This window comes from Arthrobacter sp. YAF34 (assembly GCF_052113245.1).
Classification (GTDB): Bacteria; Actinomycetota; Actinomycetes; order Actinomycetales; family Micrococcaceae; genus Arthrobacter.
In genome coordinates, this window is record NZ_JBFRCV010000008.1 from 76,800 (window position 1) to 99,471 (window position 22,672).

Genomic DNA, 22,672 nt, shown 5'->3' on the forward strand with positions numbered 1-22,672 from the left:
TACGTTTTCGGGCCGCCCTCCGGCTTGAGCAGCCCTAACGTGGAATCCGGGAGGACGACTGGAAAGGATGCCCGGATGATCTTCCATTGCACTCTCGCACCGTGTGTGCCAGTACCGAGCGTGCCCGCTCCGACGCCGGACGGGCAGCTCGTTGAGTTGTCCGTCGAGGTGCCGGATCCGTGCCCGGGCGCGGACCTGGAGTCGGCCATTTCCCGGCGGTACGGGACCGGTACGCTCTTCGTCCGGGGAACCCCGATCGCCGCCATGACGGTTGGCGTGCCTCCCCTGGTGCACGGCGCCGTGCTTGTTGCTGGCGCTGGGCCCGATGACGGGCCTGTGCCTAACGACGGTGCGGTGCTTGCTGCTGCCGCCGTGCCGGGCTCCCCAGCAGCCACCGGTTCCGGGCCCGCGCGTCGGGAAGCTGCCATGTTGCTTCTCGCCGTACACAGCGGTCCCGGCGCGGGCACGGTGGTCACGCTGCGGCGGGGTCAGTTCCGGATCGGACGCAGCAGCACCGAAATTGTGATCCCGGATGCCGCGCTTTCCCGGGAGCACGCGTGCCTGGACGTCTCGGACTCGGACGTCACGATCGTGGACCTCGGCAGTACCAACGGAACCAGGGTGGACGGCCGGATGGTGCAGACGGCCCCGGTGACCACGCTTTCCCTGATCAGCTGCGGTGACTCCACAATGTCGCTCCTGCTCGGGCTGCCCCCAACGGCGAGCGCTGCGGCGAGCGCGGCCGCGGACCTCCTGCCGGGGCTCGCGGGCTCCAGCATTGCCGAACCGCTGGTCGTCCGGGGCACCGGTGCCCCCGGCCACCGGACTGCTGTGGTCCTGGCCGCGGCGCTGCCGCTCCTGGTCGGCGTCGGCATGGCGCTTGTCACCGGCATGTGGATGTTCCTGGCCTTCACCGCCCTGTCTGCCGCGACCGTCCTTGTCCCGGTGGTGTCTGGCCGCCGTCAGCGCCGCGCGCTCGCCGCAGCCGTGGCGGACGCCGTGGTGCAGGACAGGGAACGACGCCGGCAGGCTGCACCGTCCGCGGCGGACCTGGTCATCGGCTCCGCCTACGGGCCACCCGTGCCGGACCGGGCAGTTCAGCGGGAGTCGCCAGGGATCTGGCTGCGCCTCGGGCTGTCGGAGCAGGGGGCGAATATCCGGCTGGAGCCGCCCGATTCCGGCTTTTCGCCGCCGCCGCTCGGGCAGGTACCCCTGACCTTGGACCCGGCATCGCCCGTGGTCACCATCCATGGCCCCGGGTCCGCGGCCGCCGGGTTGGTGCGCTCCTTCATCCTGCAGCTGGCGGCCTATCCCCTCAGCGGGAGCACGCGCCTGCTCCTGCATGGTCCGGCGAGCACCTTACCGTTGGCGGCGCGCTTCCTGCCCGGCGTCATGCTGTCCTCAAATGACGCCGCCACTGCTGCCCTGCTGGCGGCCGGTTCCGGCGAAGGATTCGACCACGGAGTGCTCATCCTTTGGGACAGACCCGGCCACGCGCCGGCCGCCAGCACCACGGAGGCGGCCGGCGCGGGGCACGTGCTCCGGAACCTGGCCGTGGCGAACGGATGGAGGGTGATGGAGTGTTCGCCAAAACCGTGCCCGGAAGAACATGCCGGCATTGTCCTCGGCCGGCGCAGCTCGTTGCTCACCGCAGGGGCCCCGCCCGTGGACTTCGTGGCGGATCTGGTCCCGCCGGACGTCTTCGACCGCTTTTGCCGCAGATTCACCGCCGCAGCGCACCACACGAAGGTTCTCCCGCCGGCCGTCCCGCACCACTGCAGCATGGCCGACGTTCTTCCCCTCGCCGAGCCGGACCTCTCCCGGCGCTGGTCCCGGACGGGCTTGACTGGGACCGGCTTCACTGGGACCGGCTTGACGGAAGGGTTGGCCGTGCCGGTCGGGGCAGGGAGGACCGGAGCCGTGCGCGTAGATCTGAAGGCGGACGGTCCGCACCTCCTGGTCGCCGGGACCACCGGATCGGGGAAGTCGGAGTTTCTGCGAACCTTGGCCGCCGGCCTCGCGGCCAGCCATCCGCCGGACCGCGTCAACCTGCTCTTCATAGATTTCAAGGGAGGCTCCGGCCTGGGTCCGCTGACCGGCCTCCCGCACTGCGTCGGCATGGTGACCGATCTGGGCGGCGTAGAAATCGAGCGCACTCTCGTCTCGCTGCGGGCCGAGGTGCGCCGCAGGGAGGAACTGCTGGCAGAGGTGGGCGCCCCGGATCTCACGGCCTACGAGTTGTCAGCGGCGGCCGGGCAGTCAATGCCCTATCTCGTCATCGTCGTCGACGAGTTCCGGGTCCTGGTTGACGAAGCGCCCGGCGCCCTTGCCGAACTTATGAGGATTGCCGCCATCGGCCGGTCACTGGGGATCCATCTCGTCCTGGCTACCCAACGCCCGCAGGGAGCGCTGAACGCCGATATCCGGGCCAACGTCACCACCTGCGTCGCCCTCCGGGTGCAGTCCAGTCTCGAATCGTTCGACATTATGGGCTCTGGGCTCGCCGCGGCGATCCCGATCGCACGTCCCGGACGGGCGTTCCTGATCCGCGGCTCACAGGCCCCGGTGGAGTTCCAGACGGCCACCCTGACGCCGGCCACCGCCACGCGGACGAACGGCGCGGTCACGGTGCGCCCGGCCGCGGACGAGCTGGCCCGGACCCGGCCGCAGTCGTCGTCGGGCCTCCAGACCGGGGGTTCCCCCACCGGCGGGGCTCCCTATGCCTCCAGCGCGGCCCTGACGCCTGCGCAGGGTGCGGCGCAGCTCATCGACGTCACAGTGCGTCTGTGGCGGGCTTTCGGCGGCCGGCCGGCCCGGCGACCGGTGGCCGATCCGCTGCCGCCCGTGTTGCCGTATCCGGAACCCGGGCCCGAGGACCGGGACCAGATTCTGCTGGGACGAGTGGACCTGCCGGAACGCCAAAACGTCTCCGAGCTGAGCTGGGGTCCTGCTCGGCACGGGCATTTGGCCCTCGTATCCGCCGGGGCCGGCGACGCGGCCCTGAACCTCGCCGTCGACCAACTCCTGGCCGGCAACATGGAGTCGCACCTTTACATACTCGACGCCGCCGCCGTCCTCGGCGCCGCCGCGCCGGCAGCCCGGGTCGGTGCGCTGGCCGGCCTGCATGAACTCCGCCGGGCGGCACGGGTGCTGCAGCGCATCGCCGAGGAAGTGACCTCACGGCTCAGCATGTCCGGAGCCGGCCCGCAGCCGCGGCTCGTACTGGTCCTCAGCGGCTGGGGCGCCTGGGTCTCTGCATTTCGCTCCGGGCCGCTGGCATGGGCCGAGGACCTCCTCCATGACATCGTGCGGGACGGCGCCAGGGCCGGAGTCACCGTCATCGTGTCCGGGGAGCGCGAACTCGTGACCGCCAGGTTCTTCGCCGGCCTGCCCAACCGGATCTTCTTTCCCGCAGGGTCCACCGAGGAGGACCGCCTTGCGTGGCCCCGGCTTCCGGCCCTGGAGCCGGTCTCCGGCCGCGTAGCCGTCTTCGGCCCCTTCGTGCCAAGCCCTTTGCCGACCGGTCACGCGGCCCAGCTCTTGGAACCATGCGTCGGGGGAGAAAGGAGCCGCGCAGACGGCGCCGTCTCGACCCGGCCTTTCCGGATCGAAGCCCTGCCCTCGTTCGTGACCGTGGACGAGGTGCTGGCCCAGTCAGCCGGCCCCGGGCCCGGTCAAAGGGTGACGCCGCCCGATGCCGTGCCCGCAGCCGCGCCGGGTGGCGCGCCTGGCCAGGTTTCGGCTGCCTCGGTGCTGATTGGAGTCTCAGGAGACGAACTCCGGCGGCATGACGTTCCGTTGCCGGCCGGCGGCGTCCTCGCAGTCCTCGGCCGGCCGGCCTCCGGGAAGAGCACGCTGCTGGCGGCGCTCCCGGGAATGAACCCAAGCGGCGTCTGGCTCGTGCCGCCGGAGGGATCGGATCCCGGCCGCTATTGGTCCGAGGTCCACGCCAGCGCGATCGCCGGCACCCTGGACCGAACGGCGATAGCGCTCGCAGACGACGCCGATCTGCTCTCACAAGACGCCAACAGCCGCCTGGCGGCCCTACACAGTTTGGGCTGGAGGGTAATCGTGGCGGCGGATTTCGGTCCCACTTTCTGGCAGCGGGTGCCACTGGCCGCCGTCGCGCGCAGCCAGGGGCGCGCGGTCCTGATCGGACCGCGTGGGCTCATGGACGGGGAGCCGTTTGGAGTGAGGTTCGACGCCGAACAGAGTCCGCCGCCGGGACGCGCCGTCGTCATTTCCGACGGCCGCGCAACGCCCGTGCAGCTCGCCGCGGTCCGGACCACCGGCGGCCCGCAGCGGATCTCCCCGGGACAAACGGCCCCATGGGACGGACCACTCTACAGGGCGGGCCACTAAAGGGCCGGCGGGGCCCCGGCTGCCCGTGAGGCGAACGCTATGACACGTTTGTCGAACAGGAGCACAATCGTGAGCACAGCCGGCACCAGCATGGCCAGTCCGGCCAGCGGATAACCGCCAGTCAGGGTGGGGAAGCCAATGGTCAGCGCGAAGAGCTGGGCCACCAGGGCGCCGGCCCGCGGCCAACGGAAACCGCGTAGCAGGAAGCGAGCCACGGCGAAAAGCCAGACGGTGAACGCCAGCAGCAGGAACAGCGTGAAGACGGCACCCCAGAAGGAAAGCACCGGCGCTCCGGTCAGGAGCTGGGTGCCGTACCAGACGGCCGCCAGGAGCAGTGCCGCGGCCTCAAGCGCGACGACGACCGCGATGACGACGATTGCCCTCGGCCGGACCGGGGCCCCGGCAGGGTCTCCGGCGTTGTTTGCGGCGTTCTCTCGGGCGTTGTTTGCGGCTTTGTCTCCGGCTTTGTCTCTTGTTTTGTCGCCGTCTTTGTCGCTGCCTTTGTCTCCGACGGGGGCTCCGGCAGCATTCCGAAGCGGATCCTGGCCGGGGCGCTCACTGGGGTTATCGCGGGGATCCTCGCTGGGATCTTCAGGGTTCACAGGGGGCCTTGACACACTGGCACACTACCGGACATAGTCGTCTAGATGTGAGGACGCCGCCATTGAATGTGATGCATCGCTCACGGTCCCGGGGCATTTCGGCCTCTATTACCCCTTGTTTACACAGCGTTAACATGACACGCTTAATCCAGATGACCGAGGGGGCCCCTGATGGGCCCTTTTCTTATGGAGCCTCTAGTGAATAATTTCACAAAGGCATTTAACGAGTTCCCAGGAATGGAGTGACTGATCAGCATGGATTGGCGTAACCGCGCAGCCTGCCTTGACAAGGACCCGGAGCTGTTCTTCCCCGTTGGAAACACCGGACCTGCCCTCCTCCAGATCGAGGAAGCGAAAAGCGTCTGCCGGCGCTGCCCCGTAGTTGACACCTGCCTGCAATGGGCTTTGGAGTCCGGCCAGGACGCCGGAGTCTGGGGCGGCATGAGCGAGGACGAGCGCCGCGCCCTCAAGCGCCGCGCTGCACGGGCCCGGCGCGCTTCCTGACCCGCCGCCGGGGAGCCGGCCGCCACCGAACCACCCTGCAGCAATGGCCGCGGACCACCAGGTCCGCGGCCATTGTCCGCTTAAGCGGCTAGTGGGTTGTCAGGCTCAGGACAATCTGGACTGCCGTCCCCCCGCCGTCCCTGGCCTGCCAGTGGATCGTGCCTCCCAGTTCGCTCATGACCAGCGTGCGGACGATCTGCAGTCCGAGACCCTCCACATACGGCGTATCCGGCAGCCCGACGCCGTCGTCCTCCACCGTCACGGTGAGCAGCTCGTCCCCGTCTTCGGTCTCCGAGCGGTCTGCGAGCAGCCAGACGGTGCCGGTCCGGCCCTCCAGCCCGTGCTCGACGGCGTTCGTGACCAGCTCATTGATGACGAGGGCCAACGGCGTGGCGAAGTCGCTTGGCAGGTCCCCGAAAAGCCCTGAACGCTGGGTCTTAACCTGCTGAGACGGCGAGGCGACCTCGGCCGAAAGGCGGAACTGGCGGCCGATGAGCTCGTCAAAGTCAACGCTCTGGGTCAGGCCCTGGGAGAGCGTCTCATGTACCAGGGCGATGGTGGCCACCCGCCGCATGGCCTGCTCGAGCCCCTGCTTGGCCTCGTCGCTGACCATCCGCCGGGACTGCATCCGCAGGAGGGCCGCGACGGTTTGCAGGTTGTTCTTCACCCGGTGATGGATCTCGCGGATGGTGGCATCCTTGGTGACCAGCTCCATCTCCCTGCGGCGCAGCTCCGAAACGTCGCGGCACAGGACCAGCGCGCCGAACCGCTGCTGCTCGTCGCGCAGCGGGATTGCCCGCAACGAAAGGCTCACGCCCCGTGATTCGATTTCACTGCGCCACGGCATCCGGCCGGTGACGACGAGCGGCAGGGTCTCGTCGACCAGGCGCCGGTCCTTCAGGAGCCCGGCGGTCACCTCGGCGAGGGACCGGCCCTCGAGGGATTCGCCGTCGCCCAGCCGGCGGAACGCGGAGACCCCGTTGGGGCTGGCGTACTGGACGATCCCCTCGGCGTCGAGCCTGATTAGGCCGTCGCCCACACGCGGCGCGCCCCGGCGCGAGCCCGTGGGCGAAGCGAAGTCCGGCCACAGGCCCAGGGTTCCCATCCGCAGCAGGTCGTAGGCGCACTGCCGGTAGGTAAGTTCGAGCCGCGAGGGCATCCGTGAACTGGAGAGGTCCATGTGGGAGGTCACGATGGCCAGGGTGCGGCCGTTGCGGACCATCGGGACCGCCTCGACCCGCAGGGCCATGTCGCTGCTCCAGTTGGTCTCGTTGGAGCGCTCGATCGCCCGGCTCTGCCAGGCCTTGTCGACCAGCGGCTGCAGGTCCGACCTGATCCCCTCCCCCACGAAGTCGGCATGGAACACCGTGTGCGTGGTGGAGGGGCGGACGTGGGCGAGAGCCACGTAGCCGAACTCAGGATGCGGAAACCACAGCGCGAGGTCGGCGAACGCGAGGTCGGCGACCATCTGCCAGTCGCCGACCAGAAGGTGCAGCCACTCGGCATCCCCCGGGCCAAAATCAGCATGCTCCCTGATAGGGTCCGTAAAGATTGCCACAGCACCTCCATTTGCGACGCCGGGGACAGCTGCCCCTAGCGTCGGACGATTGACCTCAAGAGCCTCAATGCTACCGACAGCGAGGCCATGTCATCGGCTTCGAGCGCATTGACCTCGTCGAACATGGACTTCGCCCGGCCCAGCTGCTCCACATTCTGGCCCTCCCAGGCCACAAGCCGTTCCTCTGCGGGAAGCCCGGCGGGCGTGCTGCCCAGCACCGCCGTCGTCATGTCCGAGATGGTGGAGTAGAGGTCGTCGCGCAGGGCCGCACGGGCCAGTGCCTGCCAGCGGTCCTCCCTCGGCAGCTTGGTGATGCGCTCAAGGAGGGAATCCGCGTGGAAGCGGTTGAACACCGTGTAGTACACGTGGGCAATTTCGGCCACGGGTTCGGCGCTGACGTGGACGATCTTGGCAATATCCAGGAGAACGAAGCTCTCGAACAGCTCCGCCCAGCGGTGCGCCAAGTCCTCCGGAAGGTCCCAGCTGCGCGCCTTCTCCAGCCACGCGGCCACCCGCGCCCGGTCGTCGCCCCGAAGGTAGTCCAGCAGGCGGGCCCGCATGGGATCCATCAGCGGCTTGAATTCGCCCACGATCTCGGCGATGGGACGCGACGTGGAACCCTGGCCAAGGAGCCACCGGACGGCGCGGTCCAGAAGCCGCCGGATGTCCAGGTGGACGGTGCTCCAGTGTTCGGTCGGGAACGACGCCGGCAGTTCGTTGAGTTCCGCGACCATGATGTTGAGCTCGTAGACCTCGCGGAGGGCCACGAAGGCCTTGGCGACGGCCGACTCCGTGGCCGACGTTTCCTCCATGGCGCGGAACGCGAAGGTGATGCCGCCGAGGTTGATCATGTCGTTGGCCACAACGGTCGCGATGATTTCGCGGCGCAGCGGGTGCGTGTCCAGTTCCTCGTCGAACCTCTCCCGCAGCTGCTTCGGGAAGTAAGCGCGCAGCGTCGAGCGGAACCACGGATCATCGGCGAGGTCGCTGTCGCGCAGCGCGGTGGCAAGTTCGATCTTGGCGTAGGCGGCGAGGACCGACAGCTCCGGAGACGTCAGCCCCTGGCCCTGTTCCAGCCGCTCGCGCAGCGACGCCGTGGTGGGCAGCGCCTCGAGGTCCCGCTTGAGGTCTGCCGACTTTTCCAACCAGTCCATGAGCCGTTCGTAGCTGGGGCTCCATTCGGACACCCGCATGCGGTCGTTAAGGAGCAGGATGTTCTGGTCGATGTTGTCCTCAAGCACCAGCCGGCCGACCTCGTCGGTCATCGAGGACAGGAACGATGCCCGTTCCGCGCTGTCCAGCTTCCCTGCCGCGACCATCCGGTCCACGAAGATCTTGATGTTGACCTCGTGGTCGGAGCAGTCGACGCCGGCGGAGTTGTCGATCGCGTCGGTGTTGAGGATGACGCCCTGCAGCGCCGCCTCGATGCGCCCGCGCTGGGTCATGCCCAGGTTTCCGCCTTCCCCGACCACCTTGACCCGCAGGTCGCGGCCGTCGACCCGGATGGAGTCGTTGGCCTTGTCGCCGACCTCGGCGTTGGTTTCCGTGCTTGCCTTGACGTAGGTGCCGATGCCGCCGTTGTAGAGGAGGTCGGCCGGGGCCAGCAGGATCGCGCGCAGGAGTTCCGGCGGGCTCAGCTCCGTGGTGCCGTCGGGGAGTCCGAGGGCCGCGCGGACCTGCGCGGACACGGGGATCACCTTGGCCTGCCGGGCGAAGACGCCGCCGCCTTCGCTGATGAGCGCGCTGTTGTAGTCACCCCACGAGGACCGGGGCAGTTCGAAAAGCCGCTGGCGCTCGGCGTAGGACGCCGCCTCGTCCGGAGTGGGGTCAAGGAAAATGTGCCGGTGGTCGAAGGCGGCCAGGAGGCGGATGTGCTTGGACAGCAGCATGCCGTTACCGAACACGTCGCCGGACATGTCGCCGACGCCCACCACGGTGAAGGGCTCCGATTGGGTGTCGAGGTCCAGTTCGCTGAAGTGGCGCTTGACCGATTCCCAGGCGCCACGGGCGGTGATGCCCATGGCCTTGTGGTCATAGCCGACCGAGCCGCCGGAAGCGAAGGCGTCGCCAAGCCAGAAACCGTATTCGGCGGCCAGTCCGTTGGCGATGTCGGAGAAGGAGGCGGTGCCCTTGTCGGCCGCGACCACGAGGTAAGAGTCGTCATCGTCGTGGCGGACGACGTCGGCCGGCGGCCGGACTGTTTCGCCGTCGGGCGTCACAATCAGGTTGTCCGTGATGTCCAGCAGGCCGCGGATGAACGTTTTGTAGCTCTCGATGCCCTCAGCCATCCAGGCGCTGCGGTCGGCCGCGGGGTCCGGGAGCTGCTTGGCGTAGAAGCCGCCCTTGGCACCCGTGGGGACGATGACGGCGTTCTTGACGGTCTGTGCCTTCACGAGGCCGAGTATTTCGGTGCGGAAGTCTTCGCGCCGGTCCGACCAGCGGAGCCCGCCGCGGGCCACCTTGCCAAAGCGCAGGTGCACGCCTTCAACCCGGGGCGAGTAGACCCAGATCTCGTACATCGGCCGAGGGAACGGCAGCCCGTCAATGGCCGCCGGGCTGAGCTTAAAGCTGACGTGGGTCTTGTTCTGGAAGTAGTTGGTCCGCAGCGTCGCCCGGATCAGGTTGGCAAACGTGCGCAAAACCCGGTCAGCGTCCAGGGTGGCGACCGTCTCGATCGCCGCATCCAGTTCGGCGTTGACCTGCTCCTGCCGGAGCTGGCGTTCGGCGTCGCTCAATGCCGGATCGAAGCGCGCGGTGAACAGTCCGGTCAGGGCTCGGGTCACGTCCGGGTTGCCCAGCAGGGTGTCGGAGATGAACTCGAAGGAATTGGTGTTGCCCATCTGCCGCATGTACTTGGCGTAGGCGCGCAGCACCACCACCTTGCGCCAGTGCATGCCCTCGCGCAGAACGAGCCGGTCGAAGCTGTCGGACTCCACGACCCCGGTGACGGCAGCACCGAAGGATTCGCCCAGCAGCTGGCCGGTCGCCCGCGGGTCGACGCCGGCGGGGTACTTCAGTCCGAGGTCGTACAGGAAGAAGTCCCGGTGATCCGCGGTCTCGATCTCGAACGGTCGCTCGTCCAGGACCTCAAGGCCGAGGTTGTGGAAGTACGGCAGGATCTGGCTCAGGCTCTTCGGTTCCAGCATGTAGAGCTTGACGCGGGCGTCCTCCTCCAGGGTGGCGCCGGCGCCGTCGGGCAGGTACACGTGGACGCCGGGCTGCTCCTTGACGGCTTCGCCGGCCCGTTCGGCCGCGGCACCGTACTTTTCGAAGCGGTCGATGTCCTGCAGCGCATCTTCGATCTCGTAGTCCACCCGGTAGGTCGCGGGGAATGCCTCGGCCCAGACAGCGGCAAGCTCCTGGGCGCCGTCGCCCTTGGAGCCGCCGTCGGCGCGGGCGCGCAGAACTTCGGAGATGCCTTCGCCCCAGGAACGTGCGGCCCGGACCAGGCGCTTCTCCAGCTCGTCGCTGTTGACATTGCTGACGTCGGCGTTCTTCGGCAGCCGGATCCGGAAGAACAGGCGGGCCAGGGCCGACTCTGTCATGCGCGCCTCGTAGTCGATGGACACGGCGTTAAAGGTCTCCCGCAGTTCCTGCTCAATGCGCAGGCGGACGTTGGTGGTGTAGCGGTCACGCGGCAGGTAGACGACGGCGGACATGAACCGGCCGTAGATGTCAGGGCGGAGGAACAGCCGCGTCCGGCGGCGTTCTTGCAGCCGCTGGATGCCGGTGGCGATGGCGGAGAGGTCCGGGATCTCGATCTGGAAGAGCTCGTCGCGTGGGTAGGTTTCAAGGATGCCCAGCAGGTCCTTGCCCGAGTGCGAGTCCGGCGGGAAGCCTGCCTCGTCGAGGACTGCGGCCACTTTTTCCCGGACCACGGGGATATCGCGGACCGACCCGGCGTAGGCGGTCGTCGCGAAGAGGCCGATGAAGCGGCGTTCGCCGTTCACGTTTCCGGCGGCGTCGAAGCTCTTGACGCCGATGTAGTCCAGGTAGGCCGAGCGGTGCACGGTGGAACGCGAGTTCGCCTTGGTGATGACCAGGGCGCGCTTTTCGCGTGCCTTCTTCCTGCCGGCCTCGGTGAGGTGCTGGACCTGGCGGCTGTCGGTGCCTGCGCGGAGCAGGCCCAGGCCGCTTTCCTCGCGCAGCTCCAGCACGTCTTCACCGGATTCATTCACGAGGTCGTATTCGCGGTAGCCCAGGAAGGTGAAGTTCCCGTCATCGAGCCAGCGGAGCAGGTCCTGGGCCTGGCGCAGCTCGGCAATCTGCCCCCGGTTGGCGATCCTGTCCAGGTCCGCGGCGATCTCAAGGGCTTTGGTGCGCATCTTCGGCCAGTCCTCGACGGCGGCGCGGACGTCGCCGAGAACCCGGGAGATGCCCTTGACGAGTTCCGCACGCTTTTCCTCGCCGACGAGGTCGATTTCGACGGCGATCCAGGATTCCATGTGCGAGGCGTTGTCGCCCTGGGCGATCAGGTGGGAGATGTTAGGCATGGCCGCTGTGTCGCCGCTGGAGATGCCCAGGTGGGACGGAACGCGCGCCACCTTGACCATGTCGCCGGTCTCGCGGTTGCGCGTGACCACGAAAAGCGGGTGCAGGACAAGGTGGATGGGGGCGTTCTGGCGGACGAGTTCGGCATTGACGGAGTCCACGAGGAACGGCATGTCATCGGTGACGATGTAGAGGACGCTGCAATCGGCCTCATCGCGGACGGCGATGTTCGCGATGCCCGGCAGCCGCGTCGCCGCGATCTGGCGATGGGTCTCGGCCCGTGCCGTCAGGACCTCCTGGCGATAGGCCTTGAGATCCTCCTCCGCGAGGTGCTCGTAGTAATCCCCGAGGTAGCTTTCACTACTACCGATCGAAACGGGTTGATCCTCCACGCTGGACCCAGACGACATCGAAACGCCTCCATAAAAGAAGTTCACAGCCGCCTCTTTGCGGCCCTTACGTTGACCCTAACCTTTTGCCCGGCGCTGTGCTGTGGAAGAAAAGACAAAGGATTTCGGAATTCGCTGGGCAGGTGCACAACACAAATTGGCGATGGCACGGCGCAGCTCGGATTCCGGGGCGGCTTCGAGCAAAAGTGCTCCGGCAAGCAACGCGGCGTCGCTTGCCGCCGGGTCTGACGGCAGGAAGGCCACCAGGGCTTCCGCCGGGCCGTATCGCTCCCACGCCGCCCGGAGCTGGCGTTCCGGGGACCGGCCCACGGCGGCTGCCCTGACTTTGTTCATGACCACCTGCGGGGATGCGTGCGGGACGGCCGACTGGAGTTCGGCAAGGCCGCGGACCAGTCTCGGCATCCCGATGGGGTCGGCCGCCCCGACCGCAAAAACCGTGTCGGCCAGTTCCAGACTCCTCAGTGTTGCAGCGTTTCGTCGCGGCGCACCGCTGTCAAAGCTGAGTTCCTCATCGGCCTCGAGGCAGAAGCCGGTGTCCACCACAGTCACGTCAGCGATTTCCCTGGCCCGCTTCAGCACGAGCGTGAGCGCCGCGGCACGCAGTTCGGTCCAGCGGTCCGCCCGCGTGATTCCGGTGAGGACGCGGAACGTCCCGGCCTTGGTTGCCACCGTGGTGGCGACCCGGAGCAGGGCGTCGGCGTCGAGCAGCCCCTGATCTGCCAGCCTGCAGGCCTGGGCCAGCCCGGCAGCCTCATCGAGCAGCCCGAGCACAGCGGCCACGCTGGCGCCGTAGCTGTCGGCGTCGACCAGCAGGACGGATTGCCCTTCCGCGGCCAGTTCACCGGCGATGTTGGTGGCCACGAGAGTCCGGCCCGGCGCGCCGGCAGGGCCCCAGACCGCAATAATCCGCCCCCGCCCGGCAGGGCCGGGAAGTCCGTCGGCGTGCCCTCCGGAGGTCCGTGCCACCTGGCCGGCCGGTGTGTTGGCGCCGGCGGAGGGGGCGCCGTGGGCCGCCTCGGGCCCCGGGCCGCCTCCGGCGCCGCTCCGCTGTGCCACCGCTGCGGAGATCCGCGCTGCAAGGGCTGCGGCGTCAACGGCACCGGCTTCTGCTGCCACGCCGATGGTCCGCAGGCGGGCCGCTTCCTCCGGATCGTCAGTCAGCGCGACGACGACCACGCCGACGGCGGACAGGCGGTCCACCAGCGAGGCGGTCAGTTCTTCGCTGCCCGCCGCAACGACGGCGGCGCGGGCCAGCCCGCTTTGACAGGCGGCCAACAGCTCCGCCAGCTCGCCGCACCGCCGGACAACGGACACGGGGCCGTGCAGGCGCTCCAGGCCGTCGACGAGGTCATCGCGGGAGTCACCCACGGTCACGACGGGAATGCTCATCGTGTGGGGCCGCCAGGGTTCCACACGACCGCGATCTTCGCCTTGTTGGCCTGCGCACCCAACAATTTCGGCATCTGGGCATCCGGGACGAGCACCATGACCACCACGGAACGAGAGGACCCCAGGGCGGTGCTGCCCGGGGTGATCTGCGCAATTTCCGCGCCGGGGAGGAGCAGGGTGGGCTCGCTGAAGCCGTTTCGGCTATCCGGCAGAGCCACCCAGACGTCCACCCGGGAGCCCGCCACGGCCTGGGCGGGCAGGCTATCGTCGATAGTGACGGCGACAGGCTTGCGGTCCAGTCCATCGAACTGCCCGACACTTTCGCGCGGCAGCAACTGGTCCTTCCCGATCCTCTGCACGGCAACGAGTCCGGCATCCACGCCGGACTCCGGGGTCAGGTAGAGCTGTTCCACCTCACCTAGCCGCACTCTGACCCGGTGCAGCTTGTCAACGGTCAGCGTCTCGCCGACGGCAATCGGTTCGCGAGCCGCGTAGGCTTCGGTGGTCTGGTCCGCGGCACCCACCAACGAGACGACTCCCACGACGGATGCGAGCACCAGCAGGATTCCCACCAGGAGCCGCGGGTCCTTCCAGGACGGCTTCTTCAAACGGGCACCTCCGGTTGCCGCGCTTCCACTCATGCGTCCGCTCCCCTGTCGTCGCCGTCCGTTCCCGGATGCCGGGCACCCCCATTGTTACGCCTGGGCGGTCCGTGCGGAAGATCCCGGGACAAACACGGCCAAACTGTGGATAACGGCCGCAACCGGCGCCAGCGGTGGCAAAATGGATACATGCCCCGATTCCTGACTCTCGCGGACGTTGCCGAGCAGCTCCAGATCAACTCCCCGGCCGCCTATGCCCTCGTGCGCAGCGGTGAGCTCAAGGCGATTCAAGTGGGCGGACGCGGCCAGTGGCGGGTCGAGGAGGCAATGCTCGAGCAGTACATCCAGGAACGCTACGCCGAGGCCAGCCGGATGATCGAAGAGGCCAAGACGAAGTCAGCCCGGAGCTGACCCAAGGCCCCTAGCCGCCCCCGGCACCGACAGACCTGATCGCCGCCACGGCGGCAAAAGGAATGCTCAGCGCAGGCCGGACGTTTCCCGGGCGCCGGTCCCCGACCGCCGGGGTCAGGGCAAGATCCAGAAAATCCCGGCCCACTGCGTCGATGACGCCGTGGAGTCCTGACTCCACCGGCCCGCGCGAGACCAAAATTGTCACCCGCGACCGGTCCCGGGCCAGTCCGCGCAAGGCGCTTGCCAGACCCAGGCGCTGGCGGACCTTGGAGGGTTCGGGGACCGCCAGCCGTGAAAGACCCCCGTAGTGCACCGCCGCGGTGTAAGGAACGAGTACCTGATGTTGGGGCTCGTCGAGGACCAGCGCTTCGCTGCCGGCGTGGCTTAGTGTCCCCTCGAACGCCGCTCCTGAACACACGTGGACGCGGATGCTGAGTCCCAAGGACCCGCGGAGCCGGTCCGCGAGCTCCACCCCCGCAGAGTCCACCCGGGCGCGCTCCGCTATTTCCGCCTCAAAATCAAGCTGCCGGCGCGCGGCCAGCTGTGCCTCCATGTCCTCAAACAAGGCGTCCCACCGCATTGCGCCAGCGTAGGCGCGCCTGGCACACCGGTCAATCCACAGACAAACAGCTGCGTCTAGACAAACACGTTCATTTGGGATCAAACTACCTTCAATAACATCAAACAGCATTAAATCATCTCAAATGCGGTTGAGAATCATTGGAGGCAGCGATCATGGACCGGACACCAGCGCAGCGACCCCGTCCCGGACCACATCAGGCAGCGCGGGCAGACGCGGCCATGGCAGCCGTGATCCTGCTGCTGGGGGTCTTCCTGACAGCTACGGGAAGCTTCCTCGTCCACCGCTGGCACGCAGCCTCCGCACGCCAGCAGTCGCTATCCTTCGACGACCAGTTGGGAATCGCGGCGAATACCGCCGGCCTGATCGTCGTCACGTGGTGGGTCCTGTCGCTCGCCATCGCCGTCGCGGCGGCCGTGCTCGACCGTCTCGGCAGGACCGGCGCCGCGGCCGCCACGGGCCGCTTCACTCCGGCGTTCATGCGCCGGCTGGTGCTCGCCGCCGTCGGTTTCCAGCTGCTGACCGCCCCGCTGGCAACGGCCGCCACCGCGCCCGGTGACCCCGGGCCGGGCCAGGCCGCCCCGCCGGCGGTGTCAGCGGCGGTGTCGGCGGCGTGGACGCCGTCGGCCGGCCAGACCCGGGAGCCGGAGCCGGCGCCGGCGCCGGCGCCCACCCGGGCTCCGGAATCCCAGGATCCCGCCGTCCGTTCCGCCGTGGATCCGCGATGGAAGCCCATTAGCCCGGTGGTGGACGCTGGCCCCCTGGCGGCCCGGCATGCGCGTCCGAATGACTCCCCCGGGGGGCGCCGGGACGTCCGAGAAGTCCGAGAAGTCACCGTCCGGTCGGGTGATTCACTGTGGAGCATCGCCGCGGCGGCGCTGGGACCCCTGGCGTCCGATGCCGACATCGCCAGGGAGTGGCCGCGGCTGTATGCGGGCAACCGCGACGTTATTGGGGCCAACCCGCATTTCCTGCGGCCGGGGCAGGTGCTTAACCTCCCGCCTGGACTCTGAAGACCCGTCACGCGCACGCCGGCACCCTGCGCCACCGGAACGCTCCAGCAACCGCCGGAGAGTTTATCCAGCCCAGCAGTCCATCCAGCACAGAAGTCCATCCAACGCAGAAGTTCATACAGCACATACCCCTTTCCAGCATCAGCCACCAGCAAAGGAACCGTCATGAATGCAGCCACCGGGATCCGCACCTCTGCACCGGGCGCAGCCGCGTCCGCCCCCGCCCTCCGGGTTGTGTCGGGTGGTGTGGCACCGGCCACGCATCCCGCCGCGCCGCCTCCGCCCTTGCGCGTGGTGGACGAAGCCCGCGACATCTGCGCGATATCCCGCAGCACCGTGCAGGCGGCCATCGAAGTCCTCGCCGGGACACGGCCGGCCCAGCAGCTTTCCCGCCGCCTGGACCCCCGCTGTCTTGCGGCCTTGCAGCACCGGGCCGCCTTGACCAGGCGGGTTGCCTCCGGGAGTTCGCCCACGGCGGGCCGGCTGCACCGCAACCCGTCGGTCCGGTCCGTCCGGGCCTGCCGGGTATCCGATGACGTCTACGAGGCCAGCGCTGTGGTGGTCGAGGACTCACGGGTCCGCGCGGTCGCGTTGCGGCTGGAACGCAGCACGGCGGCCTGGCGGGTCACCGTGCTGGAGATCGGCTAAGCAGCGCTCGGACGGCAGAAGCGGGCCCCGGAGGGCAAGAGCCACCCCGGCCAGGGAAAGGAGGGCGGAAACACGGGAGGACCGGAACAATCGTTCCGGTCCTCCCGTGCTTTGTCCTGCTGCCTAGCGCCGCTTCTTCTTCGCCGCGCGGCGGCCGATGTCCTGCGCCGCGGCCTTGGCCGGGCTCCCCGAACGGCCGGAGCCCTTCGCCTCGATCCGGGTCTCGGCAGCGCCGTCCTCGCCGGGCGCGGTGTACTGCAGCTGCGCAGGCTTCTCCGGGGCTTCGAGTCCGGCAGCATGGATCTGCGGCTCGTGGTGTTCCGTGTGCTCGCCCGCGGCGTCGGCCACCACAACGTCCTCGGCCGGTGTCACTTCCACGTCGAGGTTGAAGAGGAAGCCGACGCTCTCCTCGCGGATGGCCTCCATCATGGCCTGGAACATGATGAAGCCCTCGCGCTGGTACTCCACCAAGGGGTCGCGCTGGGCCATGGCACGCAGCCCGATGCCCTCCTTGAGATAGTCCATCTCGTAGAGGTGCTCCTGCCACTTCCGCCCGATCACGGACAGGACCACGCGGCGCTCGAGCTCGCGCATGCTTTCCGAACCGATCGCCTGCTCCCTGGCCTGGTAGACCAGCCGGGCATCGGAGAGGATTTCTTCCCTCAGGAAGTCGACCGTCACCCGGGACTTGCCGCCGGCCTCGTCGATGACATCGCGCGGCGTGAAGCTCACCGGGTACAGGGTCTTGAGGTTGGACCACAGGAGGTTGAAGTCCCAGTCGTCGCCGGTTCCCTCGGCCGTGGCCGCGTCGATGAAGGCGTTGATGGTGTCTTCCAGGAAGTACTGCACCTTCTCGTGGAGGTCATCGCCTTCGAGGATGCGGCGCCGGTCACCGTAGATTGCCTCGCGCTGGCGGTTGAGGACGTCATCGTACTTCAGCACGTTCTTGCGCTGCTCGGCGTTGCGGCCTTCCACCTGGCCCTGGGCCGAGGCGATGGCGCGCGAGACGAGCTTGGATTCGAGTGCGACGTCGTCCGGAACCGAGCTGTTCATGAGCCGTTCGGCCGCGCCGGAGTTGAACAGGCGCATCAGGTCATCGGTGAGCGAGAGGTAGAACCGGGACTCGCCGGGGTCTCCCTGGCGTCCGGAGCGGCCGCGCAACTGGTTGTCGATGCGCCGGGACTCGTGCCGCTCGGTGCCCAGCACGTAGAGGCCGCCCAGGTTGAGGACTTCCTCGTGCTCGTCCTTGACCGCCTGCTTGGCAGACTCGAACGCCTCGGGCCATGCGGCCTCGTACTCCTCGGAGTTTTCCTCCGGGTCCAAGCCCCGCTTGGCCAGTTCGGCGACGGCGGTGAACTCCGCGTTGCCGCCGAGCATGATGTCAGTACCGCGGCCGGCCATATTCGTCGCGACGGTGACGGCGCCCTTGCGGCCGGCCTGGGCCACGATCGATGCTTCCCGGGCGTGGTTCTTGGCGTTCAGGACCTCGTGCCGGACGCCTTCCTTGGCCAGCAGCCGGGAGAGGTATTCGCTCTTCTCGACGCTGGTGGTGCCGACCAGGACGGGCTGGCCCTTTTCGTGGCGTTCGGCGATGTCCTTGACGACGGCATCGAACTTGACGGTCTCATTCTTGTAGACCAGGTCGGCCTGGTCGATCCGCTGCATGTCGCGGTTGGTGGGGATCGCCACGACGCCGAGCTTGTAGGTGCTCATGAACTCCGCGGCCTCGGTCTCGGCCGTGCCGGTCATGCCAGCGAGCTTGTCATACATGCGGAAGTAGTTCTGCAGCGTGACGGTGGCGAGCGTCTGGTTCTCGGCCTTGATCTCGACGCCTTCTTTGGCTTCGATGGCCTGGTGCATGCCCTCGTTGTAGCGGCGGCCGGCGAGGATGCGGCCGGTGTGCTCATCGACGATCAGCACCTCGCCGTCGAGGATGACGTAGTCCTTGTCCCGCTTGAACAGTTCCTTGGCCTTGATGGCGTTGTTCAGGAAGCCGATCAGCGGGGTGTTGGCGGACTCGTAGAGGTTGTGGATGCCGAGGTAGTCCTCGACCTTTTCAATGCCGGCCTCAAGGACGCCGACGGTGCGCTTCTTCTCATCGACCTCATAGTCGGTCTCCGGCTGCAGCCGGGTGACCACCTTGGCGAATTCGCTATACCAGCGGTTGGTGTCCCCCTGGGCCGGGCCGGAGATGATGAGCGGCGTGCGGGCCTCGTCGATGAGGATCGAGTCCACTTCGTCGACGACGGCGAAGTGGTGGCCGCGCTGGACGAGTTCAGAGCTGTCCCACGCCATGTTGTCGCGCAGGTAATCGAACCCGAACTCGTTGTTGGTGCCGTAAGTGATGTCGGCCGCGTACTGCTCGCGGCGCAGGGCGGGGTCCTGGTTGGACAGGATGCAGCCGCTGGTCAGGCCGAGGAAGCGGTAAACGCGGCCCATGAGATCGGACTGGTACTCGGCGAGGTAGTCGTTCACGGTGACGACATGGACGCCCTTGCCGGTCAGGGCGTTGAGGTAGGCCGGAGCGGTGGCCACCAGGGTCTTACCTTCACCGGTCTTCATCTCGGCGATGTTGCCCAGGTGCAGGGCTGCGCCGCCCATGAGCTGGACGTCGAAGTGGCGCATGCCCAGGGTCCGGGAGGAGGCTTCGCGAACGGCCGCGAAGGCTTCCGGCAGCAGGTCGTCCAGTTTCTCGCCGTCCTGGTGGCGGGCACGCAGACGGTCGGTCTCTTCCCGCAGCTCGGCGTCCGAGAAGGTTTGGAAGGAGCTCTCCAGGGCATTAATGGAATCGGCATAGTTCCGCAGTTGCCGCAGGGTTCTCTTGTCACCTGTGCGGAGAAGTTTTTCGATAAGTGATGCCACGTGAAGTTGCTCCCAGTCTCAAGCTGCCGAATTCTGGCGTGATTTAGTCTACGGGAGAGACGCAGCGCCGGTGGCGCCTGTTCCCTCATAGCGGATACTGCTCATTGCCGGGCAGCCACGGCTTCGGCGAGCGCCGGCGCAAGGTCCCCCGTCGGGGAGACAACTACCCCGCCCAGTCCCAGCCACTCTGCCATGAGCTGCAGTTCCGCGGCGAGTTCGACGGCGGTGTCCGCCGGCGCGCCGGGTTCCGCATGGGCTGTCCTGACCAGGAGCCGGCCGCCGGCCCGGTCCGCTTTGAGGTCTACCCGGGCAACGATGGCGTCGCGCAGCAGGAACGGCAGGACATAGTAGCCGTACCGCCGCTTGGACTCAGGGGTGTAGATCTCAATCCGGTAGTGGAAGCCGAACAGCTCTTCGAGCCGGCGGCGTTCGAACACGAGGGAGTCGAAGGGGCTCAGGAGCGCACGGCCGGTGGCTGAGCGCGGGAGCGTGGCCTCCGCGTGCCGATACAGGGGCCGGTCCCAGCCGGCCACGGTAACCGGCTGGAGGCGGCCGGCGTCCACGAGGTTCTGGACGGCGGCCGCGGCAGCTTTCTGCGGCGTCCGGAAGTAGTCTGCGAAGCACCGCACGGTTCCGATCCCGTGGGCGCGGGCCGCGGCGTCGATCAGCCGGTCCATCGCGGCCGCCGCGTCCGGTTCAGGGGCGGCCGTTTCACCAGCCGGGGCGGGCAACACCCGGGCGGTGAGGGTGTAGCGCCGTTCGAAAGATTCGGTCCGGGAGGAGGCGGAAACGAGGCCCTCCTCGAACAGATGCTCCAGCACCCGCTTCACGGCGTTCCAGTTCCAGCCCCAGTTGTCCCGCTGCCGATCCTCCACGTGGCCAAGCCGCGCAGTCAGTTCGGCGGCGGTCATCGGTCTCCCGGCCGCCAAGGTTTCCAGCACCCGGGCGGCGACTCCGTTGCGCAGGTCCGGGTCCATGGCGTGCGCGCCCACCCACGTGCGGTTCTGCCACTGCACGAGATCGTGGAAGTGGGCCGGCAGGATGAAGCAGGCTTCGTGGGCCCAGTACTCCATCATCCGGCGCGGGTGGGTCCCAGCCATCCGCTGCAGGATGGTGCGGTCATAGTTGCCCAGACGGGAGAAAAACGGCAGGAAGTGGCTGCGGGACACCACATTGACGGAATCGATCTGCACCAGGTGCAGCCGGGCAAAGGTACGGCCCACCGCCCGTGCGCTGACGGGTCCGGCGGGCCGTACCTTGTCCAATCCTTGGGCTGCCAATGCGATCCGCCGCGCCTGGGCCAGGCTCAGCGATGCTTGCACGTCAGTCCCTTCGTTGGATGGTCTGCACCAGCTTATGCGCTGGCGGCCTCATCCTCGGAACGATAGGCCAGGATCTTGTCTTCCAAACTCGAATGCCCCGGCTCGCACGTCTGGTCCAGGCTGATGACCCCGTAGGTCCAGCCGTCGCGGCGGTACACGACCGACGGCGCCTTGGTCTCCTTGTCCACGAAAAGGTAGAAGTCGTGGCCGACAAGTTCCATGTTGTCAACGGCGTCATCGAGCGTGAGCTGGGCCGCGGGGAACACCTTCCGGCGGATCAGAACAGGCGAATCGCCGGCCGGAATATCGTTCTCGACCTCGTAGGGCGACTTCTCTGCCGCCGGCGCCGTGCTCTCCTGCTGCTGCGCCGCCTCGACGTAGAGGGGTTCGCTGGGGCTGGCGGGCGCCAGGGTTGCCGTCGCCTCGGTGACCGACTTCGGGGTGTGCCGGCCGTGATGGACCTTTCTGCGGTCCCTTGCCCTGCGCAGGCGTTCAAGAAGCTTGTTGTAAGCGAGATCGAAGGCAGCGAACTTGTCGGCGGCACTCGCTTCTGCGCGGATTACTGGGCCGCGTCCCAGGACTGTCAACTCAACCGTGAGCGATTCGGCGGTCTGGCGGGCTTTGGTCTCTTTGGTGACTTTCGCGTCTACCCGCTGGACCTTGTCTCCCAACGAGGCGATCTTCGAGATCTTGTCGTCGGCATATTCGCGGAACCGGTCCGAGACCGTCAAGTTGCGTCCGCTGATCATGAACTCCATGGTGCCCTCCAAATGACTTCGGTGACACGACGGCGGTACTTCCCGGGGCCGATCTGAATGACAGTCGAGCCCCTTTCCGAGCCGCTATCGACAGGTACATCTGTTCTTGGTACCCATCTTCGACGTTAGTTCATAGCAACCTGTTATTCATCCTTTTCCGGTTTATTTTTTTGCTCCCGGCCGTTCGGCCCCGCCAGTGCGGGGTTGGAGGCGCCGGCGTCGGCGGTGGCCGGCGGGCGTGTCGCGGCAACGACGACGGCGCCGCCAACAAGGGCCCCTGCCGCCCGCAGCGCACGGGCAGCCTCCGCCACCGTGGCACCGGTCGTCAGCACGTCGTCGACGATGATGCAGGGACGTCCCGCGACGCTCGGAGACCACGGGCCGGCCCGGGTCCGCATGGATCCGCGCACGCGCCGGGAGCGGGCACCCCGGCTCAGTCCTTTCTGTCCGCCGGCCAGGTACCGGAGCCCTGCCCGGGGCATCCGGTACCGTCCGGGCTGCGTGGTTTTCCGCAGTGCGTCCGCGACCGTGAACCCCGGGATGGCATCGGCGCGAACGAGCCGGCGGAGCAGGAGATGGACGGGGCTGAAGCCCCGCTTCCGGAACGCGGCGGCGCTCGTGGGCACGGGGACAAGGACCAGGGCCTGCTCCCTCCCGACGGCGGCGTGGAGGGCCCGCACCAGGCCCCGTGCCAGCTCGCCGGCCAGTCTGCCCTGACCGTGGCTCTTGAAGGACAGCAGGCACTGTGCCAACTCGGCCCGGTAGGCCCCCGCGGCCACGACGGGAAGCAGGACGGACCCGTCCATGTCCATCAGGGCCGGTGCCTGGAGTTCGGCCCGGAACGGCCGCAGGGTCAGCAGGCGGAGCTGCCGGGAACACGCGCCGCAGAGCACAGCGTCCTCGGCACCGCAGCAGATGCAGTCCACCGGCATGGCCAGGGCGAGCACCTCGGCCGCGGCCGAGGCCGTCCGGTCGGACAGCCTCGCCAGCGGCCGCACGTAGCTGCCCCGGTGCCTGGCTGCTGGCGGCGCGGGCGGGGCCACGTCCGGATCTGCGGCTTGCCCCCGCCGGGCTGTGTCCTTCATGCTCTGATCGTGGACCCGGGGACGTTGTGACGGTAGCCCCGCGGGCCGCTATGTGGACAACTGTGTGGAACGCGT

Annotated in this window: 15 protein-coding genes; 5 read left to right on the forward strand and 10 right to left on the reverse strand. The window is 68.0% G+C overall.

From position 1 onward, the window contains the following. Positions 1–105 precede the first annotated feature (105 nt). The gene (locus AB4Y72_RS11470; protein ID WP_441426286.1) at positions 106–4,362 is read left to right on the forward strand and encodes an FtsK/SpoIIIE domain-containing protein; all 4,257 of its coding nucleotides are present in this window, start codon (positions 106–108) and stop codon (positions 4,360–4,362) included. Here the strand turns inward: AB4Y72_RS11470 and AB4Y72_RS11475 are convergent. Then, complete coding sequence (locus AB4Y72_RS11475) at positions 4,359–4,964, reverse strand: hypothetical protein (RefSeq protein ID WP_441426287.1); 606 nt, start codon at positions 4,962–4,964, stop codon at positions 4,359–4,361. The genes AB4Y72_RS11470 and AB4Y72_RS11475 overlap by 4 nt on opposite strands. 255 nt (positions 4,965–5,219) lie before the next feature. Between AB4Y72_RS11475 and AB4Y72_RS11480 the strand changes: the two genes are divergently transcribed. Next, the gene (locus tag AB4Y72_RS11480) at positions 5,220–5,468 is read left to right on the forward strand and encodes a WhiB family transcriptional regulator (RefSeq protein ID WP_003804966.1); all 249 of its coding nucleotides are present in this window, start codon (positions 5,220–5,222) and stop codon (positions 5,466–5,468) included. An 88-nt stretch (positions 5,469–5,556) separates the two neighbouring features. Here the strand turns inward: AB4Y72_RS11480 and AB4Y72_RS11485 are convergent, their stop codons facing one another. Genes AB4Y72_RS11485 through AB4Y72_RS11500 form a run of 4 tightly spaced genes read right to left on the reverse strand, consistent with a single transcriptional unit; the run spans position 5,557 to position 13,957 of the window. Continuing rightward, positions 5,557–7,026: a sensor histidine kinase gene (locus AB4Y72_RS11485; RefSeq protein WP_441426288.1), complete on the reverse strand. Its 1,470-nt coding sequence runs from the start codon at positions 7,024–7,026 to the stop codon at positions 5,557–5,559. 35 nt (positions 7,027–7,061) lie between these two features. Beyond that, positions 7,062–11,927 carry an NAD-glutamate dehydrogenase gene (locus AB4Y72_RS11490; RefSeq protein ID WP_441426289.1) on the reverse strand — a complete coding sequence of 1,622 codons (4,866 nt, stop codon included), beginning with the start codon at positions 11,925–11,927 and terminating at the stop codon, positions 7,062–7,064. A gap of 57 nt (positions 11,928–11,984) precedes the next feature. Next, on the reverse strand, positions 11,985–13,316 hold the full coding sequence (locus tag AB4Y72_RS11495) for an AAA family ATPase (protein ID WP_441426290.1): 1,332 nt from the start codon (positions 13,314–13,316) through the stop codon (positions 11,985–11,987). Continuing rightward, positions 13,313–13,957, reverse strand: coding sequence for a hypothetical protein (locus AB4Y72_RS11500; protein ID WP_441426291.1), 645 nt, complete (start codon positions 13,955–13,957; stop codon positions 13,313–13,315). Before AB4Y72_RS11500 ends, AB4Y72_RS11495 begins: the two co-directional genes overlap by 4 nt. 150 nt (positions 13,958–14,107) lie before the next feature. Here AB4Y72_RS11500 and AB4Y72_RS11505 point away from each other — a divergent pair, with 150 nt between their 5' ends. Further along, the gene (locus AB4Y72_RS11505) at positions 14,108–14,329 is read left to right on the forward strand and encodes a helix-turn-helix domain-containing protein (RefSeq protein ID WP_441426292.1); all 222 of its coding nucleotides are present in this window, start codon (positions 14,108–14,110) and stop codon (positions 14,327–14,329) included. Between the two features lie 10 nt (positions 14,330–14,339). On the opposite strand, the gene AB4Y72_RS11510 is transcribed toward AB4Y72_RS11505, so the two are convergent. Further along, positions 14,340–14,909 carry a hypothetical protein gene (locus AB4Y72_RS11510; RefSeq protein ID WP_441426293.1) on the reverse strand — a complete coding sequence of 190 codons (570 nt, stop codon included), beginning with the start codon at positions 14,907–14,909 and terminating at the stop codon, positions 14,340–14,342. A 221-nt stretch (positions 14,910–15,130) separates the two neighbouring features. On the opposite strand from AB4Y72_RS11510, the gene AB4Y72_RS11515 reads away from it, so the two are divergent. Together AB4Y72_RS11515 and AB4Y72_RS11520 are read left to right on the forward strand one after the other, a co-directional pair. Then, on the forward strand, positions 15,131–15,922 hold the full coding sequence (locus AB4Y72_RS11515; protein WP_441426294.1) for a LysM peptidoglycan-binding domain-containing protein: 792 nt from the start codon (positions 15,131–15,133) through the stop codon (positions 15,920–15,922). A 165-nt stretch (positions 15,923–16,087) separates the two neighbouring features. Then, positions 16,088–16,570 (forward strand): Rv3235 family protein, encoded by a 483-nt coding sequence (locus tag AB4Y72_RS11520; RefSeq protein WP_441426295.1) that lies wholly within the window; start codon positions 16,088–16,090, stop codon positions 16,568–16,570. A 123-nt stretch (positions 16,571–16,693) separates the two neighbouring features. Here the strand turns inward: AB4Y72_RS11520 and secA are convergent, their stop codons facing one another. The 4 genes from secA to AB4Y72_RS11540 all read right to left on the reverse strand — a co-directional run bounded on the left by secA (position 16,694) and on the right by AB4Y72_RS11540 (position 22,597). After that, entirely contained in the window at positions 16,694–19,432 is a 2,739-nt protein-coding gene (secA, locus tag AB4Y72_RS11525; protein WP_441426296.1) for a preprotein translocase subunit SecA, read from the reverse strand. A gap of 101 nt (positions 19,433–19,533) precedes the next feature. Beyond that, positions 19,534–20,754: a winged helix-turn-helix domain-containing protein gene (locus AB4Y72_RS11530; protein WP_441426297.1), complete on the reverse strand. Its 1,221-nt coding sequence runs from the start codon at positions 20,752–20,754 to the stop codon at positions 19,534–19,536. Between the two features lie 32 nt (positions 20,755–20,786). After that, on the reverse strand, positions 20,787–21,512 hold the full coding sequence (hpf, locus tag AB4Y72_RS11535; protein ID WP_441426298.1) for a ribosome hibernation-promoting factor, HPF/YfiA family: 726 nt from the start codon (positions 21,510–21,512) through the stop codon (positions 20,787–20,789). Between the two features lie 143 nt (positions 21,513–21,655). After that, the gene (locus tag AB4Y72_RS11540) at positions 21,656–22,597 is read right to left on the reverse strand and encodes a ComF family protein (RefSeq protein WP_441426299.1); all 942 of its coding nucleotides are present in this window, start codon (positions 22,595–22,597) and stop codon (positions 21,656–21,658) included. Positions 22,598–22,672: the final 75 nt, after the last annotated feature.